This is a genomic window from Streptomyces sp. NPDC060194, from assembly GCF_042728285.1.
In the GTDB taxonomy this organism is placed as follows: domain Bacteria; phylum Actinomycetota; class Actinomycetes; order Streptomycetales; family Streptomycetaceae; genus Streptomyces.
The window spans coordinates 1-16,664 of sequence record NZ_JBHWZH010000032.1 but is presented as its reverse complement, the minus strand read 5'-3'; the positions used below and the strand labels follow the sequence as shown (position 1 = coordinate 16,664).

The following is a 16,664-nucleotide window of genomic DNA, read 5'->3' as shown; positions in this document are numbered from 1 at the left end:
GCCCCCGGTACTGCCGCGCCCCGTTCATCCCCCGCACTGCGCCACGAACCGCCGCGCCACGTCCGGCCGCGCCGCCCAGTGCGTGTGCAGGTAACTCGCGTGCACCCCGTCCTGCACGAACCCCTCCACCCGCCGCTCGGGCCGGTGCATGCCCCACGCGGGGACGGGCCCGGCGCCCGGCTCGACGACCGTCCGGTGGAACTCGTGCCCCCGCAGCCGCGTCCCGGCCACGGCGAGCGAGCTGTCGGCGACCGCCACCGCCTCCCGGTAGCCCAGCGTCAGCCGCTCCGACATCCGCGCCTCCAGATCCAGCACCCCGCACATGGGCGCCCCGTCGAGCGACCGCCCCAGGTAGAGCAGCCCGGCGCACTCCGCCGCGACCGGCGCCCCCGAGCGGGCCAGCTCCCCGACCGCCTTCCGCAGCGGCTCGTTGCCCGACAGCTCCGCCGCGTACACCTCGGGGAACCCGCCCCCGATCACCAACCCCCGTGTCCCCTCCGGCAGTTCCTCGTCCCGCAGGGGATCGAAGCCGACGACCTCGGCCCCGGCGGCGGCGAGCAGCTCGCTGTGCTCGGCGTAGGAGAACGTGAACGCGGCCCCGGCCGCGACGGCGATCCGCACCGGGGCGGCGCCCCGCGACGCCCCGACGAGCGGGCCGGCGGACGGCCCGGCGGAGGACCCGGCCGCCGACGCGACCGCGTCGGCAGCCGACCACGCCGGCCCGTCCACCCGCCCCGCCGTCCGCGCCAGCGCCAGGATCGCGTCCAGGTCGCACCCCGCCCGGATCTGCTCCGCCAACCCCTCCACCGCCGCCACCGCGTCCGCCCGCCGCTCGGCGACCGGTACGAGCCCGAGGTGCCGGGACGGCGTCGCCACCCGCCCGACGCGCCGCAGCGCGCCGAGCACCGGCATCCCGCACTCCTCCAGCGCGTCCCGCAGCAGCGCCTCGTGCCGGTCGGAGGCCACCTTGTTGAGGATCACGCCCCCGATCCGCACCTGCGGGTCGAAGGACGCGAACCCGTGCACGAGCGCGGCCACCGACCGCGACTGCGCGGACGCGTCCACGACGAGCACCACCGGGGCCCGCAGCAGCTTCGCCACGTGCGCCGTCGACGCCAACTCCCCCTGTCCGGAAGCCCCGTCGTACATCCCCATGACGCCCTCGACGACCGCGAGGTCGCAGCCGGCGGCGCCGTGCGCGAACAGCGGCCCGACCAGTTCCGGGCCGCACATGTACGCGTCGAGGTTGCGCCCCGGCCGGCCGGTGGCGAGCGCGTGGTAGCCGGGGTCGATGTAGTCCGGGCCCACCTTGTGCGGCGACACGGCGAGCCCGCGCGCGCTGAACGCGGCCATCAGTCCGGTCGCCACCGTCGTCTTGCCGCTCCCGGACGACGGCGCCGCGACGACGATCCGCGCTACCACTCGATGCCCCGCTGGCCCTTCTGGCCCGCGTCCATGGGGTGCTTGACCTTCGACATGTCGGTCACCAGGTCCGCCAGCTCCACCAGCGCCTCGGGCGCGTTCCGCCCGGTGACGACGACGTGCTGCGCCCCGGGCCGCTCGCGCAGCACGGACACCACCTCGTCCACCGGGATCCAGCCCCACTTCAGCGGGTACATGAACTCGTCGAGCACGTACAGCTTGTACGTCTCGGCCGCCAGGTCCCGTTTGACCTGCTCCCAGCCCTCGCGGGCGGCCTCCTCGCTGTCCTGCACGGCGTCGGGGTCCCGCTGGATCCAGGACCAGCCCTCGCCCATCTTGTGCCAGGCGACCGTTCCGCCCTCGCCGGAGTCGCCGAGCACCTTCAGGGCCCGCTCCTCGCCGACCCGCCACTTCGCGGACTTGACGAACTGGAACACCCCGACCGGCCAGCCCTGGTTCCACGCCCGCAGCGCGAGCCCGAAGGCCGCGGTCGACTTGCCCTTGCCCGCGCCCGTGTGCACGAGCAGCAGCGGGCGGTTGCGCCGCTGCCGGGTGGTGAGGCCGTCGTCCGGCACCGTCGTCGGCTGTCCCTGCGGCATCAGGCCGCCCTCCCTCGTGTGTCCCGTACGTCCCTGACCAGGCCCGCGATGCTGTCGGCGCGCAGTTCGTCCAGCGTCACCGAGGGACCGCCGAGCTCCCGGGCGAGCCGGGCGGCGAGCCCGAGCCGTACCGGCCCCGCCTCGCAGTCGACGACCACGGACGCCGTCCCCTCGGCCGCGTGCAGCCGCGCCGCCCGGGTGGCGAGGGCGACCGCGTCCGCGCCGCCGGTCGCCCGGCCGTCGGTGACCACGACGAGCAGCGGCCTGCGCGACGCGTCCCGCAGCCGCTCCACCCGCAGCACGTCGTGCGCCGTGAGCAGGCCCGCCGCCAGCGGGGTGCGCCCGCCGGTCGGCAGCGCCTCCAGGCGCGCGGCGGCCGCGTCGACGGACGAGGTCGGCGGCAGCACCACCTCGGCGTCGCGGCCCCGGAAGGTCACCAGGCCCACCTTGTCCCGCCGCTGGTAGGCGTCCAGCAGCAGCGACAGGACGGCGCCCTTCACCGCGCCCGTCCGCCTGCGCGCGGCCATCGACCCCGACGCGTCCACGACGAACAGCACGAGGTTGCCCTCGCGCCCCTCCCGCGCCGCCTGCCGCAGGTCGTCCCGGCGTACCACGAGCCCGGGCCCGCTGCGGCCCCGCGCCCGCTGGTGCGGGGCGGCCGCCTGCACGGTCGCCGCCAGGTGCAGCTTCGTCAGCGCGCCGCGCGGCCGGCCGGAGCCGGTCGTCCGGCCGTGCTCGGTACGGGCCCGGGAGCGGCGCCCGGCCGCGCCCTCGCCGGTGCCGGGGACGCTCAGGAGCTTGGTGCGGAACGGCTCCCCGGACCCGGCGGCCGGCTGTTCGGGGCGGGCGGGGGAGGGGACGGAGGGCCCCTCCGACGGGTCCGTCGAGCCCTCGCCGGACCCCGCCTCCGGCCGGTCCGGCCCGGCGTCCGGCGCGTCACCGCCTTCGTCCCCCGCCGGCGCGTCACCGTCCTCCGCCGGCGGCCGCCCGCCACCGGGCCCGTCCGGGCCGGGACCGGGGTCCGGGTCGTCGTCCCCGAACCGCTCCAGCGTCTCGTCCAGCTTGTCCTCGTCGAGCCCCGGCGCGTCGAAGGGGTTGCGCCGCCGCCGGTGGGGCAGCGCGAGCAGCGCGGCCTGCCGGACGTCGTCCGACGTCACGTCCTCGCGCCCCGCCCACGCGGCGAGCGCGGTCGCGGTACGCGCCATCACGATGTCCGCGCGCATCCCATCGACCTCGAACGCCGCGCAGGTCGCCGCGATCTGCCGCAACACCCCGTCGCCGAGCCGCACTTCGGGCAGCAGCGCCCGCGCGGCCACGATCCGCTCCCGCAGCGCCGACTCCTCGCTCGCCCACCGGGCCGCGAACGCCTCCGGGGCGTCGTCGTACGCGAGCCGCCGCCGTACGACCTCCATCCGCTCCTCCGGCTCCCGCGAGGCCGTGACCTCGACCGTCAGCCCGAACCGGTCGAGCAACTGCGGGCGCAGCTCGCCCTCTTCGGGGTTCATCGTCCCCACGAGCAGGAACCGCGCCGCGTGCCGCACGGAGACGCCCTCGCGCTCGACGTAGGACGCGCCCATCGCGGCCGCGTCGAGCATCCCGTCGACGAGGTGGTCGGAGAGCAGGTTGACCTCGTCGACGTAGAGGATCCCCCGGTGCGCGGCCGCGAGCAGCCCCGGCTCGTACGCCTTCACGCCCTCGGCCAGGGCCCGTTCGATGTCGAGCGACCCGACCAGCCGGTCCTCGGAGGTGCCGACGGGCAGCTCGACCATGCGGGTCGGGCGCGCGGCGGAGGCCCCGGGGGCGTGCGGGCCGTCGGGGCACGCCGGGTCGGGCGCGCCGGGGTCGCAGGAGAACCGGCAGCCGACGACGACGGCCACGTCGGGAAGGAGCGCGGCGAGCGCCCGGACGGCCGTCGACTTCGCCGTCCCCTTCTCGCCGCGCACCAGCACCCCGCCGACGCGCGCGGACACCGCGTTGAGCAGCAGCGCGAGCCGCAGGTCGTCCTGGCCGACCAGGGCGGTGAACGGATACGGGGTGGTCATGCGGCCTCCGGTGCGGAAGTGGGGGACAGGGGCGCGGAGAGCGGCGGGCTTCCCGCCCGGCCGGTCACGACGGCGCTCCCGGGGGGACGAACGGCAGTCCGGCCGGTGCGCCGGACTCGATCAGGCGCCACAGCGCGTCCGTGTCGGCGTGCTCCTCGATCAGGTCGCCGAGCCGGTCGAGCTGCTCCTCGCGCAGGGCGCCGAAGCTGGTGTCGGGGGCGGGGACGAAGCGGCGGCCGGCGTCGGCGGCGACCCGGCGCAGGAACGCGCGCCGGAAGCCGTCGCTCTCCAGGGAGCCGTGCCAGTGGGTGCCCCACACGGGGCCGACCCGGCAGCCGTCCAGGAACGGCTCACCGCCGGACACCTCCGCGACGCCGTGGTGGATCTCGTAGCCCTCGACCCGCTCGCCGAGGGCCTCGCCGGTCGGCCGCTCCAGGGTCTTCTCCCGGTCGAACCGCACCCGCACGGGCAGCAGTCCCAGCCCCTCGACGACGCCGGCGCGGGACTCGACGTCGTCCTCGATCCGCTCGCCGAGCAGCTGGAACCCGCCGCAGACGCCGAGCACCGGCCGCCCCTCGGCGGCCCGCCTCACCAGCGCGTCCGCGAGTCCGCGCTCGCGCAGCCAGGCGAGCGCGCGGACGGTCCCGCGGGTGCCGGGGACGATCACCAGGTCGGCGTCGGCCAGCTCCTCGGGCCGGTCCACGAACCGCACCACGACGCCCGGTTCGGCGGCGAGCGCGTCCACGTCGGTGAAGTTCGACATCAGCGGCACCGCGCAGACCGCGACCCGCAGCACGTCCTCGCCGACCGGCGGGGCCACCACCGACTCGCGGACCGCACCGCGCAGCGAGACGCGCAGGCCGTCCTCCTCGTCGATGCCGAGGCCGTGCGCGTACGGCAGCACACCCAGGGTCTGCCGGCCGGTGAGCCCGCGCAGCATCTCCAGGCCCGGCTCCAGGAGCGAGACGTCGCCGCGGAACTTGTTGACGAGGTAGCCGGCGAGCAGCGACTGGTCCTCCGGGCCGAGCAGTGCGGTCGTGCCGAAGAAGGACGCGAAGACGCCGCCGCGGTCGATGTCGCCGACCACGACGACGGGCAGGTGCGCCGCGCGGGCGATGCCCATGTTGACGATGTCGGTGCGGCGCAGGTTGATCTCGGCGGGCGAGCCCGCGCCCTCGCAGATCACGGCGTCGTAGGTGCGGCGCAGCTCCTGCAGGCAGTCCACGACCGTGCCGAGCAGCGACTCCTGCCGCCCGCCGCGCAGCCCCGCGCCCGCCTCCCCGGCACCGAAGAACCCCCGCGCGCTCAGCTCGCCGACCGGCTTCCCGAGCAGCACAACCTGGCTGGAGCGGTCGCTCCCCGGCTTCAGCAGCACCGGGTTCATCAGCGCGCTCGGCTCCACGCGCGCCGCCTGCGCCTGCATCGCCTGCGCCCGCCCGATCTCCGCGCCCTCGCGCGTCACGAACGAGTTCAGCGACATGTTCTGCCCCTTGAACGGCGCGACCTTCACCCCCTGCCGTACCAGCCACCGGCAGATCCCCGCGGTCACGACGCTCTTCCCGGCGTCGGACGTCGTCCCGGCGACGAGCAGTCCGCCCCCGCGCCGGCGCACGCGGCCCCTGCTCGGCCTCCCCTCACCCACTCCTCGGCCGGGCCCGTCGCCGTCCGGCCGGGCGCCGGGCTGCCGGCCCGCGCCCGTCTCCGAACGCGCGCGTCCCTGTCCGTCGACTCCGCTCACCGCTGTGCCTCCCTGATCCGTGCCCGGACGTCGCGCACGCCCGCTCGTGCTCCCACCGACACGGCGAACGCCAGCAGGCCGACCCGGCGGGAGAGCCGTACGGCGTGTTCGACGTCCGCGACGCCGACCGCGCGTGCCGAGGCGTTCAGCACCGGCCTGTGCTCCACCCGGCCGCCGTAGGCGAGCGTGCCGCCGAGGCGGACGCCGAGCGCTCCGGCGAACGCGGCCTCGACCGGGCCCGCGTTGGGGCTGGGGTGGCGGGCGGCGTCGGCGCGCCAGGCGCGGACGCCGCCGGCGGGATCGGCGCCCGCGAGGACGGCGAGGGCGGCCGTCAGGCGCGCGCCCGGCCAGCCGGCGAGGTCGTCGAGGCGGGCGGAGGCCCAGCCGAAGCGGGCGTACCGGGGCGAGCGGTGGCCGACCATCGCGTCCAGCGTGTTCACGGCGCGGAATCCCAGCAGCCCCGGCACCCCGGCGACCGCGCCCCACACCAGTGCGCCGACGACAGCGTCCGAGGTGTTCTCCGCGACCGACTCCACGACGGCCCGGGCGATCCCGTCCGCGTCCAGCGCCTGCGGGTCGCGCCCGCACAGGTGCGGCAGCCGCGCCCGCGCCGCCTCGACGTCGCCGCGTTCGAGCGCGGCCCCGATCTGCCGGGCCTCCCGCCCGAGCGTCGTGCCGCCGACGACCGCCCACACGGCCGCGCCGGTCAGCGCGGCGGAGGCCACCGGGGAGCGCCGCGCCCCGGCCCGGGCCAGAGCGCCGACCGCGACCGCCCCGCCCGCGCACACCGCGGTGTGCAGCGCGCCCCACCCGCGGTGGTCGCGCCACAGCACCCGCTCGACGGCCTGCGCGGCCCGCCCGAACGCGGCGACGGGGTGGCCGCGGCCCGGATCGCCGAGGACCGCGTCGACGACCAGCCCGACGACCGCGCCCACGACGTAACCGCGCCCGGTGATCCGTCCGCGCCGGGCCGAGGACGCACTCCCGGCGACGGGCGTGCGGCCGACCAGGGCCGTAGGGCCGGGAACGGGCCCGCGGCCGAGGACGTGCCCGATGCCGCGCCCGGACCCGCCGCGTCCGTGCTCGATGCGCACGGCCGTCAGCCGGTCGTGGTGTCCGGAACGGTAAGAGGGGCGGGATCTCCTGGCGGCGCGCAGCCCGGCATCGTGGAACGTCCTCACTCAGGGTCCGCGCCCTGGTTCGACTCTCACACGGCGACCAGAGTCTCCTGGCTCCCCGGATCGGCACCGCCCCCGGCCTTCCAGCCCGCCGCGCGGGCCGTGACGTACTCATGTGGAGGGGTGCTCCCCGGTGACAGTGGCGGGACCGCGCCGGATTCGCACCGGACTTCCTCTGCTGTCGCCGTGAATGGCTCCGGCAGTCCACCACGCTGCTCGAACACCCGTCAACTCCGCGTTGACCTGCACCGCGTCCACCGGCGGTGACGTCCGCGACACACGCGAAGGCCCCGCGGGGACCGCCGGTGAGGGCGGTCCCGGCGGGGCCGGGGTCACGCGCGGCCGCCGATCTCCGGCGGCCGGAGGGATCGTCAGGCGACGATCAGGTAGATGCCGTAGGACACGGCGGCCACGCAGAGCGCGAAGCACGCGTACGCGCCGGTGGTGGCGAGCGCGGCCGAACCGCCCTGCTCGCTCGCCGCCTCCTTCTTGGAGAGGCCGACGATGCCGAGGGTGAACAGGCCCACCAGGGCGACGGTGGCCACGAGGCTGACCCCGAAGACGGAGCCGAGTGCTGCCCAGTCGATGTTCATGCTGATTCCTTTGGCCTGATCGGGCCGGTCAGACCGAGGCGCCGGGGCGGGCCGGCTCGGTGGCGGTGTCGGACGGGGCCGGGATGACGGAGGAGAGCTCCGCGTCGGCCACCGGGGCGGCGGGCGGGGGCGTGACCGCGGCGATCGCCGTGGTGACGACGCCGGGGGACTCCGCGGTCTCCACGTCCACGTCGTTGACGTTGTTGTGGTCGACGACGTCCTTGCGGGACAGCTTCCAGATCACGGCGCAGCCGGTGACCAGGATCGCGCCGGTGACGGCGACGCCCCAGGAGCCCTGCTTCGCGATGGACTCGGCGAGCGCGGCGACCAGGCCGGCCGCCGGGAGCGTGACGCCCCAGGCGACGAACATCCGGGTCGCGGTCGACCAGCGGACCACGCCGCCCTTGCGGCCGAGGCCCGCGCCCATGACGCCGCCGGAGCAGACCTGGGTGGTGGAGAGGCCGAAGCCGAGGTGCGAGGAGGCGAGGATGACGGTCGCCGCGGAGGTCTGGGCGGCGAAGCCCTGCTGCGGCTGGAGGTCGGTCAGGCCCTTGCCCATGGTGCGGATGATGCGCCAGCCGCCGAGGTAGGTGCCGAGCGCGATGGCGAGGCCGGCGGAGACGATGACCCACAGCGGCGGGTCGGCGTCGGCGCCGAGGACGCCGCCGGTGACCAGGGCCAGGGTGATGACGCCCATCGTCTTCTGCGCGTCGTTCGTGCCGTGGGCGAGCGAGACGAGACCGGCGGACGCGATCTGGCCGGCCTTGTAGCCCTTGGCGCTGGTCTTCCCGTCGACGTTCGTGCCGAGCTTGTACGTCAGCCGGGTCGCGGCCGTGGCGGCCAGACCGGCGACGATCGGCGCGGCGATCGCGGGGAGGAGGATCTTGGTGACGACGACGTCGCCGTTGACCCCGGAGAAGCCGACGGAGGCGATGGTGGCGCCGATGAGGCCGCCGTAGAGGGCGTGCGACGAGCTGGACGGCAGGCCGAGCAGCCAGGTCAGCAGGTTCCAGAGAATGGCGCCGACGAGTGCGGCGAAGATGACCTCGGTCCGCAGTCCGTCCTCGTTCACGAGGCCGCCGGAGATCGTCTTGGCGACCTCCACGGAGAGGAACGCGCCGACCAGGTTCAGCACGGCGGACATGGCCACCGCGGCCTTGGGCTTCATCGCGCCGGTCGAGATGGTGGTGGCCATCGCGTTGGCGGTGTCGTGGAAACCGTTCGTGAAATCGAACACGAGAGCTGTCACGACCACGATCGCGAGCAGCAGCGTTATGTGTTCCATTTACCTCGTACCCAGGCAATCGTTCGACGTCATTGACATCTGGAAGGTAGGGAGCCTGGGTGAACGGAAGGTGAACTGGACCGGGCGTTGTGGTGACTCCGCTCCGGAGCGGAACATTCCGGGTGAAACCGTAACACCGCCGGAATCGGCCCGACCCGCCGGTTCCGGGCCTTCCACGGGGCTCCCGGAGGGGTGGGCGCGCACCTCTCCGACCGGTCGGAGGTCCCGACGAGACATCCGTCACCCCACGGCCGCGGCGCGCGGCTGGGATGATCGCCGCGGAGGCGATCACATGGATCACTGCACCGGCGGCGACCGGCCCCACGGCGGGCGATCCGACGCCGTCCGCGCCGAGGACAGGGCCCCGGACGCGCGACGGGGCGGCGACGCCCCCGGGCGCGCCGGAGAGCCCGGACCACGCGCGGGCGGTGCGGCCGCCGGCCCGGAGCCCGCCGCGCTCGCCCGGGTCTGGGGCGAGGTCGTCTCCACCGCCCGGCGGACCGCCGCCGACGGCCTGGTCGTGGGCACCTCCGGGAACGTCTCGGCGCGGGTCGGCGACCTGGTCCTCGTCACCCCCAGCGGCGTCCCCTACGACCGGCTCGGCCCCGGCGACCTGCTCGCCGTCGACCTCGACGGCCGCACCGTCCACGGCACGCTCGCCCCGACCAGCGAGCTGCCCCTGCACCTCGCCGTGTACCGGCACACCGACGCCCGCGCGGTCGTCCACACCCACGCCGTGCACGCCACCGCCGTCTCAACCCTGGTCCCCGAACTCCCGCCCGTGCACTACATGACGGCCGCGCTCGGCGGACCCGTCCGGGTCGCCCCGTACGCCCTCTACGGCAGCGACGAGCTCGCCGCGCACATGCTGGACGCGCTGCGCGACCGCACCGCCTGCCTGCTCGGCAACCACGGCACCGTCGCCGTCGGCCGCACCCTCGACCAGGCGTACGACCGCACCGCCCAGCTCGAGTGGATGTGCCGCCTCTGGCTCACCGCCGCCTCCGTCCCCGGCCGCACCCCCGCCCTCCTCACCCCGGCCCAGCTCCACGAGACCGCCGCGAAGCTCGCCGGCTACGGACAGCGGCCCCCGGCCGACGGGACACGCGGGGCGTAGGCCCACTGGCCGTCGGCCGCCCCGGGGCCGACACTGGACGGGTGCGCACAGCTACTGCGACGGCAGCGGCCGTCACCGCGGTCATCGGCGCCGGCGCGACCGCACTGGTCGCCGCCGGACGCTTCGCCAGCGACGCCGCCCTCAAGGCGCCACCGGGACGGGCACTGCCGGGCGACCCGCCGCTCACCGTCCACGCCACCGCCGCCGGCCAGGTCGCCCTGACCCGCTCGCTCGCCTCCCGCCGCCCCGGCACCTACGGCCTCACCGGCCCCGGCGTGCACGCGGTCGTCGGCCCCGTCATGGAGCACGCCCCGCACTCCGCGGACACCGTCGTGCGCCGCCTCGCGGACGTCCCCTCCGGCACGCTGCGCCCCGGCGACCGCGTCCGCCTCACCCCGCAGGTCTACGTCGGCGACCCGCTCACCGCGCTCGGCCTCGACTTCGAGAACGTCACGGTCCCCGGCGAGCTCGGCCCGCTGCCCGCCTGGTACCTGCCCGGCGACCGCGACACCTGGGTGATCACCGCGCACGGCCTCGGCACCACCCGGGAGCACCCGATGGTCGTCATGGACCTCCTGCACCACCACCGCTTCCCGGTCCTCGACATCACCTACCGCGGCGACGCCGGCGCCCCGCCGTCCCCCGACGGCCTCGCCCACCTCGGCGACACCGAGTGGCGCGACCTGGACGCCGCCGTCCGCCACGCCGTCGGCAACGGCGCCCGCGACGTCATCCTCTACGGCTGGTCCGTCGGCGCCGCGATGGCCCTGCACGTCGCCGCCGGATCCGCGCTCCGCAACCGGGTCAGCGGCCTCGTCCTCGACTCGCCCGTCCTGGACTGGGAGACCACGCTGCGCGCGCTCGCCGCCGCCCGCCGCACCCCGGGCCCGCTGCTGCCGCTCGCGGTCCGGGCCGCCCAGGGCCGCACCGGCCTGCACGGCGCCCGGCTGCGGGCCGTCTCCGACCCCGCGACCCTGCGCGTCCCGACCCTGATCCTGCACGGCCCCGACGACCGCATCGCCCCCTGGGACCGCTCGCTGCGCCTTGCCGACCTCCGCAGCGAGCTGGTCACCCTGCACAGCGTCCCCGACGCCCCGCACGGCGCCATGTGGAACGCCGACCCGCAGGCCTACGAGGAGGCCCTGCGCCGGTTCCTGACCCCGCTGATGTAACCGGGCGCCCGACCCCGTTTGGGTTTTCGGCCCGTCACGGGAAAGACTGTTCCCGTGACGTCCCGTACCCCGCGCGACTCCAGACTCCGCATCGTCCGCCCCCGGCACCTGGCCGCCGCCCGCAAGGCGGTCGCCAGCCGGACCACCCGGCGCGCGTCCCGCCCGCCGGAGGGCACCCCGGCCCCCGCCGAACTGGCCCGGCTCGCACGGTTCTTCCTCGCCGACGCGGTCCGCCTCGCCCGCTGGTCCGACACCCCCGACGGGCACGCCGTCCTGGACGCCGACGACGCCGGGCGGGCCGCCACCGCGCTGGACCTCACCCCCCGGCAGGTCCGCGCCGCCTGGGACGCCGCACGCCTCGCCGGCCTCGTCGAGCTGCATGCCGGCACCGTCCGCCCCGGCTGGCGGCTGCGCGCCTGGGACCGCGACGACTCCGCCGTCCTGCGCGGCTGGGTCGCCCTCTTCGACGCCTGGCCGCTCGTGCACCCCGCGCCCGCCGGGACCGCGCCCGCCGTCTCCGGCGAGATCGTCGAGGCCGTCCCGCAGCTGCTCTCCGTGCTCCAGCTCTCCGGCACCATGCCGCTGCCGCTCCTGCTCGACCTCCTCGACCAGCGGGTCACCGAGCTCCGCACCGAGCGCTGCGAGGTCCCCTACGGACCCGGCCCGCTCGCCCCGGAACCCGCCGCCGCGGAGCCCGCCGCCCCGGTGCCCGCCACGGACCCCGACGCGCTCCCCGAACTGCTCAGCTGGGCCCTGCGCGGCCTCGCCGCCGTCGGCGCGCTGCGGCTCTCCGCGGACGGCGCCGCGCTCACCCCGCTCGGCAGCTGGGCGGTCTGGGTCAAGCTGGAGCAGATCTGCGTCGCCGCGCAGAGCCCCGCCGGGAACATCGAGCAGGCCGCCGGGGCGATGCTCCTCGGTTGCGCCCGGCTCACCCCCGGCCAGGCCCGCGCCGAGTACCGCGCCTGGCTCGCCGCGCGCCCCGTCGGCAGCGCCGTCACCGACCTCCTCGGCGCCGCCCGCGGCGAGGACGCCCTCCTGCGCGCCCTCGCCTTCGAGGCCCTGCGCGTCGTCGGCGCCCCCGCCGAGACCGCGGTCCGCGCCGCCGTCGACGAACCCGGCCTGCGGCCCTACGCCCTCATGTGGCTCGCCGAGCACGAGGGCGCCGACCCCGACGACGTTCCCTCGGTCCTCACCCGCGAGGAGTCCACCTGGCTCTGGGTCGACACCGCGGCGGCCGTCGCCGACCACGGCGAGACCGAACTCCTCGTCCGCCACCTCGAGTCCGCGGTCCAGGGCACCGTCCCCGCCCTCCTCGACGAGGTCCGCTCCGTCGGCCACCCCCGCACCGTCCAGGTCCTCGTCGCCATCGCCGCGGCCCACCCCGACCCGGCCCTCGCGAAGGCGGTCCGCAGAGCGGCGTTCCAGGTCCACACCGGCGGCAGCTGAGAGCGGACGCCCAGGAATCCGTCCCGGCACCCGCGGCGAGGCGCGACCCCCCGTTCGGGGGACCGCACGCGTGCCGCGCCCCGCCGTCCCCTCCCGCCCACTACGCTCGCGCCGCATGTCCGACGACGCGTCCCCCGCCGGCCCCGTACGACGGCTCCTGCTCCCGCTGGCCGCCGCCGTCCTCCTGCTCCCCCTCCTGACCGCCGCGCACGCCGTCCGCGCGGCCCCCTACGGCGACCGGCTCACCGTCCACCCGGCCGCGGCCGCCGAGCCCGCGGGCGGGCTGCGGATCGAGGGCCGGCACGTCCGGGCGTACGCGGGCGGCAGGCCCCGCTGGACCTACGCCCGCCCCGGCCACCGCCCCCTCGCCGTCGCCCCCGCCGCCCACCACGCCTTCGCGCTCTGGAGCGACGGCATGGTCACCGACACCGTCGGCACCCGCGTCCGCTGGCACCGCGTCGTCCCCGGCAGCGCCCGCGGCGCACTCCGCCCCGTCGACTCCGCCGCCGTGCTCGCCGTCGTCACCCCCGACCGGATCGTCGCCTTCCGCACCCGGGACGGCGACCTCCGCTGGACCCTGCCCGCCCGCACGGGCTGCGCGTTCGACCCCGCCCGGACCCTCGGCCGGGCCGGCCGGCTGATCGTCGCCCAGCCCTGCCCGCGGCGCGCCTGGCAGAGCGGCCTCGTCGCCGTCGACGGCCTCGGCCGGATCGCACCGGACCGCAGGCCGCTGGCGAACGAACCGGGCCCCCCGGCCGTCCGACCCGCAAAAGCGCTTGCGCCGCCCCGGTAGAATTGCCCCCATGGCCATTCTCCTCGCGCATTAGACGGCGTCCGACGCGCCCGCACCCGTCCGTACGTCCGTCCGCTTTTCCCGCCCAGGAGTCTGTCCCGTGATCACCGCAACCGGCATCGAGCTGCGCGCCGGCGCCCGCATCCTCATCGAGAACGCGTCCTTCCGGATCGCCAAGGGCGACCGCATCGGCCTCGTCGGCCGCAACGGCGCCGGCAAGACCACTCTCACCAAGTGCCTGGCCGGCGAGGGCACCCCCGCCGGCGGCACCATCACCCGCTCCGGCGAGGTCGGCTACCTGCCGCAGGACCCCCGCACCGGCGACCTCGACGTCCTCGCCCGCGACCGGATCCTCTCCGCCCGCGGCCTCGACGAGCTGCTGCGCAAGATGCGCGCCAACGAGGAGCGGATCGCGAACGGCCAGGGCGCCACCCGCGACAAGGCGATGCGGCAGTACGAGCGCCAGGAGACCGAGTTCCTCACCAAGGGCGGCTGGGCCGCGGAGTCCGAGGCGGCCACCATCGCCGCCGCGCTCGGCCTGCCCGACCGGGTCCTCGGCCAGCCCCTGCACACCCTCTCCGGCGGTCAGCGCCGCCGCGTCGAGCTCGCCCGCATCCTGTTCTCGGACGCCGACACCCTGCTCCTCGACGAGCCCACCAACCACCTCGACGCCGACTCGATCGTCTGGCTGCGCGACTACCTCAAGTCCTACCGCGGCGGCTTCATCGTGATCTCCCACGACGTCGACCTGGTCGAGACGGTCGTCAACAAGGTCTTCTACCTGGACGCCAACCGGTCGCAGATCGACGTCTACAACATGGGCTGGAAGCTCTACCAGCAGCAGCGCGAGGCCGACGAGAAGCGCCGCAAGCGCGAGCGGCAGAACGCCGAGAAGAAGGCCGCCGCCCTCACCTCGCAGGCCGACAAGATGCGCGCGAAGGCCACCAAGACCGTCGCCGCGCAGAACATGGCCAAGCGCGCCGACCGCCTGCTGGCCGGCCTGGAGTCGGTGCGGGCGTCCGACAAGGTCGCCAAGCTGCGCTTCCCCGACCCCGCACCCTGCGGGAGGACCCCGCTGATGGCGGAGGGCCTGTCGAAGTCCTACGGCTCCCTGGAGATCTTCACCGACGTCGACCTCGCGATCGACAAGGGCTCCCGGGTCGTCATCCTCGGCCTCAACGGCGCCGGCAAGACCACCCTGCTGCGCCTCCTCGGCGGCGCGGAGGATCCCGACACCGGCGAGGTCCGCCCCGGGCACGGCCTCAAGCTCGGCTACTACGCGCAGGAGCACGAGACGCTCGACCCGGACCGCACGGTCCTGGAGAACATGCGCTCGGCCGCCCCCGACCTCGACCTGGTCGAGGTCCGCAAGACCCTCGGCTCGTTCCTCTTCTCCGGCGACGACGTCGACAAGCCGGCCGGGGTGCTCTCCGGCGGGGAGAAGACCCGGCTCGCGCTCGCCACCCTGGTCGTCTCCTCGGCGAACGTGCTGCTGCTCGACGAGCCCACCAACAACCTCGACCCGGCCAGCCGCGAGGAGATCCTCGGCGCGCTGCGCACCTACAAGGGCGCCGTCGTCCTCGTGACGCACGACGAGGGCGCGGTCGAGGCGCTCCAGCCCGAGCGGATCATCCTGCTGCCCGACGGCGTCGAGGACCTGTGGGGCGCGGACTACGCGGACCTGGTGGCGCTCGCCTGACCGCAGGGCCCCGTCCCGGTCCTGTTCAGAGCCCCGGAGCGGACCCCTCCGCTCCCGGCGGAGGGTACTGATCCACTTCGTCTGGATCATTCGGCCTACGCGAGATGCTGCATCTGGGTGATACCGCCTCGTACCGCGGCGTGGCGTCTCCCGCGGACCGCCCTTCGCTGCCTGCGGCACCCCGGATCCGGCGTCGCCCCGCTGACCTGGCGCTTCGTGCGGACAGCCGCTCGCGCGGGGCGCCGCACCAGGTCGGAATCGAGGGTTCCGCTCGTGGTGGCCGGTTGTGCGCACCGCACTCCGCGTTCACCGACCTTGCCGAATGGGTGGCCAGGACGGGCGGGAGGGGCGATCATGAAAGTCCAGAGCGCACTTCCGCTGAGGAGGCACGGGTGGCCGAGACTCTGAAGAAGGGCAGCCGGGTAACCGGTACCGCGCGCGACAAGCTCGCGGCAGACCTGAAGAAAAAGTACGACTCCGGTGCGAGCATCCGGGCGCTGGCCGAGGAAACCGGCCGCTCCTACGGATTCGTGCACCGGATGCTGAGCGAGTCCGGAGTCACGCTGCGCGGACGCGGCGGTGCGACGCGGGGCAAGAAGGCCGCCTCGTCCTGACTCCGGCCGGACACCGACCAGCACCGCGCGCAGCAGGCACCACCAGCAGCACCTCTCGGACGGGTACGCCACGACGAGCGGGCCACGCCGGTGGCCACCCGGCCGGTCGACCCGACGGGCCGGGTGGTTACTGTGCGGTCACTTACGTTCCGGGGTCCCGGAACACGACCGCACGAACCGGAGGCGCCCCGTGCTGCTCGACAAGGACGGCGTACGACTCACCGTCGATGACACGATCGCCACAGTGACCCTGGCCGATCCGGCCAAGCGAAACGCCCAGTCTCCTGCGCTGTGGAGGGCGTTGACCGAGGCCGGACGGCTGATCGAGGGCCGCGTACGCGTCGTGGTGCTGCGCGGGGAGGGCAGGTCCTTCTCCGCGGGCCTCGACCGCCAGGCCTTCACCCCCGAGGGATTCGACGGCGAGCCCTCCTTCCTGGACCTCGCCCGCGGCTCGGACGCCGACCTCGACGCGACCATCGCCGCCTACCAGGACGCGTTCACCTGGTGGCGCCGCAACGACATCGTCTCGATCGCCGCCGTCCAGGGACACGCCATCGGCGCGGGCTTCCAGCTCGCGCTCGCCTGCGACCTGCGGGTCGTCGCCGACGACGCCCAGTTCGCCATGCGCGAGACCTCCCTCGGCCTCGTCCCCGACCTGACCGGCACCCACCCCCTGGTGGGCCTCGTCGGGTACGGCCGCGCGCTCGAGATCTGCGCCACCGGCCGCTTCGTCCACGCCGACGAGGCCGAGCGCATCGGCCTGGCCAACCTCAAGGTCCCCGCCGACCAGCTCGACGACGCCGTCCGCGACCTGGCGAGCGCGCTGCTCGCCGCCCCCCGCGACGCCCTCGTCGAGACCAAGGCCCTGCTCCAGGGCGCCGTCGGCCGTGGCCTCGACGATCACCGCGCCGCCGAGCCCGCCGAGGACCGCGTACAGCGCCATGGTGCCGAGCCGGATCACCGCCC

14 protein-coding genes and 1 riboswitch are annotated in these 16,664 nt (G+C 75.7%); of the genes, 7 read left to right on the top strand and 7 right to left on the bottom strand.

Annotation, left to right across the window (positions count from 1 at the left end; genetic code table 11):
- Window positions 1-24: 24 nt before the first annotated feature.
- The 7 genes from ACFWEG_RS09900 to ACFWEG_RS09870 all read right to left on the bottom strand — a co-directional run bounded on the left by ACFWEG_RS09900 (window position 25) and on the right by ACFWEG_RS09870 (window position 8,857).
- Complete coding sequence (locus ACFWEG_RS09900; RefSeq protein ID WP_387211492.1) at window positions 25-1,422, bottom strand: cobyrinate a,c-diamide synthase; 1,398 nt, start codon at window positions 1,420-1,422, stop codon at window positions 25-27.
- The gene (gene cobO / locus ACFWEG_RS09895) at window positions 1,416-2,021 is read right to left on the bottom strand and encodes a cob(I)yrinic acid a,c-diamide adenosyltransferase (protein WP_387211489.1); all 606 of its coding nucleotides are present in this window, start codon (window positions 2,019-2,021) and stop codon (window positions 1,416-1,418) included. Before cobO ends, ACFWEG_RS09900 begins: the two co-directional genes overlap by 7 nt.
- Entirely contained in the window at window positions 2,021-4,063 is a 2,043-nt protein-coding gene (locus ACFWEG_RS09890; RefSeq protein WP_387211486.1) for a putative cobaltochelatase, read from the bottom strand. The genes cobO and ACFWEG_RS09890 overlap by 1 nt, the downstream gene beginning before the upstream one ends.
- Window positions 4,064-4,127: 64 nt before the next feature.
- Window positions 4,128-5,675: a cobyric acid synthase gene (locus tag ACFWEG_RS09885; protein WP_387211483.1), complete on the bottom strand. Its 1,548-nt coding sequence runs from the start codon at window positions 5,673-5,675 to the stop codon at window positions 4,128-4,130.
- Between the two features lie 122 nt (window positions 5,676-5,797).
- Window positions 5,798-6,757, bottom strand: a complete 960-nt coding sequence (locus tag ACFWEG_RS09880; protein WP_387211581.1) for a cobalamin biosynthesis protein — start codon at window positions 6,755-6,757, stop codon at window positions 5,798-5,800.
- Window positions 6,758-7,022: 265 nt separating this feature from the next.
- Window positions 7,023-7,156: riboswitch (cobalamin riboswitch) on the bottom strand.
- 194 nt (window positions 7,157-7,350) lie between these two features.
- On the bottom strand, window positions 7,351-7,572 hold the full coding sequence (locus tag ACFWEG_RS09875) for a hypothetical protein (protein WP_387211480.1): 222 nt from the start codon (window positions 7,570-7,572) through the stop codon (window positions 7,351-7,353).
- Between the two features lie 28 nt (window positions 7,573-7,600).
- A complete protein-coding gene (locus tag ACFWEG_RS09870; protein ID WP_387211477.1) occupies window positions 7,601-8,857 on the bottom strand; it encodes an anion permease in 1,257 nt (418 codons plus the stop codon).
- Window positions 8,858-9,149: 292 nt separating this feature from the next.
- On the opposite strand from ACFWEG_RS09870, the gene ACFWEG_RS09865 reads away from it, so the two are divergent.
- From ACFWEG_RS09865 to ACFWEG_RS09835, 7 genes are all read left to right on the top strand, one after another.
- A complete protein-coding gene (locus ACFWEG_RS09865) occupies window positions 9,150-9,974 on the top strand; it encodes a class II aldolase/adducin family protein (RefSeq protein ID WP_387211474.1) in 825 nt (274 codons plus the stop codon).
- A 41-nt stretch (window positions 9,975-10,015) separates the two neighbouring features.
- Window positions 10,016-11,146, top strand: coding sequence for an alpha/beta hydrolase (locus ACFWEG_RS09860; protein WP_387211471.1), 1,131 nt, complete (start codon window positions 10,016-10,018; stop codon window positions 11,144-11,146).
- Window positions 11,147-11,200: 54 nt separating this feature from the next.
- Window positions 11,201-12,592, top strand: coding sequence for a hypothetical protein (locus ACFWEG_RS09855; protein WP_387211468.1), 1,392 nt, complete (start codon window positions 11,201-11,203; stop codon window positions 12,590-12,592).
- A 115-nt stretch (window positions 12,593-12,707) separates the two neighbouring features.
- Entirely contained in the window at window positions 12,708-13,385 is a 678-nt protein-coding gene (locus ACFWEG_RS09850; RefSeq protein ID WP_387211465.1) for a hypothetical protein, read from the top strand.
- Window positions 13,386-13,485: 100 nt separating this feature from the next.
- Entirely contained in the window at window positions 13,486-15,084 is a 1,599-nt protein-coding gene (locus ACFWEG_RS09845) for an ABC-F family ATP-binding cassette domain-containing protein (RefSeq protein ID WP_387211462.1), read from the top strand.
- A 392-nt stretch (window positions 15,085-15,476) separates the two neighbouring features.
- On the top strand, window positions 15,477-15,698 hold the full coding sequence (locus ACFWEG_RS09840) for a helix-turn-helix domain-containing protein (protein WP_387211459.1): 222 nt from the start codon (window positions 15,477-15,479) through the stop codon (window positions 15,696-15,698).
- A 190-nt stretch (window positions 15,699-15,888) separates the two neighbouring features.
- On the top strand, window positions 15,889-16,664 hold a 776-nt coding region (locus ACFWEG_RS09835), incomplete at its 3' end, for an enoyl-CoA hydratase/isomerase family protein (protein ID WP_387211456.1).